The following is a 916-nucleotide window of genomic DNA, read 5'->3' on the forward strand; positions in this document are numbered from 1 at the left end:
CCAGATTGCTGCGTCATTGGCGCAAGTCCGGCTAAGGCGGTGATCTTCTTGCTCTCGAGATATCCCAGCTCCGGCATGTCGATCAGCATGGTGGTCGCGGTCAGGCGACCGATCCCCGGAATGGTCATCAAGCGGCGAATGCGCTCTTCAAGGGTGCCTCGCTGTCTGGCGATCTGCGCGATGACCTCGTCAAGCGCTTGGATATCGGCACCGATATCCTCAATGCGGCGAGCAAGCTGTTCGCGCACAAGCGGGTTCAGTGCGGTCGCAAGCCGCGTCTTCGCGGTCACTTGATCTTTGACCAAAGCGCGGCGAGCCGTCAGCAACTCCCTGAGATCATGAACATCTTCGCCTTCGACGATGTGAGGCTCCAGGTCCAGCACAACACCCATGCGCGCCAGCATTCTGGCATCGACGCTGTCGGTCTTTGCCAACCGTCCAATTGCCTGTGCAAAGCGCCGCGCCTGCTTCGGATTGACCTTGATGAAAGGCTTCCCTGTCAGGCTCAGATGCCGTTCAAGCCCCCGGTGATAGGCGCCGGTCGCCTCGAAGACGATCAGAACGTCCTCCTGCTTCCCCAGCCAGTCGCCCAATTGCTCGAAACCTTCGGGGGTATTGGGCAGGCAACATGCCTCAGCCCGGGAATGCCAGAAGACGTCGAGCCGGTCTTTCGACACATCGATGCCGATGGTATCCTTGGCCATCTTTTCTTCCTACCTATGCTTGTCGTTCGGGCCCGCAGCCCACGTATCCGTTCAGGTCGTTAGAAAAGACGGGGGTTCGTCAAACTCGACCGCGGTCCTGAAAGACCAAGCTCCGCACGACGCCACCCCCGCCGCTGCCCCGCAGTTTGCGGTGCTGGGCAACAGCTCCCTTTTGCCTCAGGAGCCGAGAATTCCATAAGACAAGCTCCGCC

At 59.9% G+C, this 916-nt stretch carries 1 protein-coding gene; it reads right to left on the bottom strand.

Going from position 1 to position 916, the window contains the following annotated elements:
• Positions 1–704 (bottom strand): IS110 family RNA-guided transposase (locus H0485_RS21275; RefSeq protein ID WP_226937870.1); only part of this gene is annotated, 704 nt, incomplete at its 3' end.
• Between the last annotated feature and the right edge of the window lie 212 nt (positions 705–916).

The organism is Pseudogemmobacter faecipullorum, from assembly GCF_020539525.1.
GTDB lineage: Bacteria > Pseudomonadota > Alphaproteobacteria > Rhodobacterales > Rhodobacteraceae > Pseudogemmobacter > Pseudogemmobacter faecipullorum.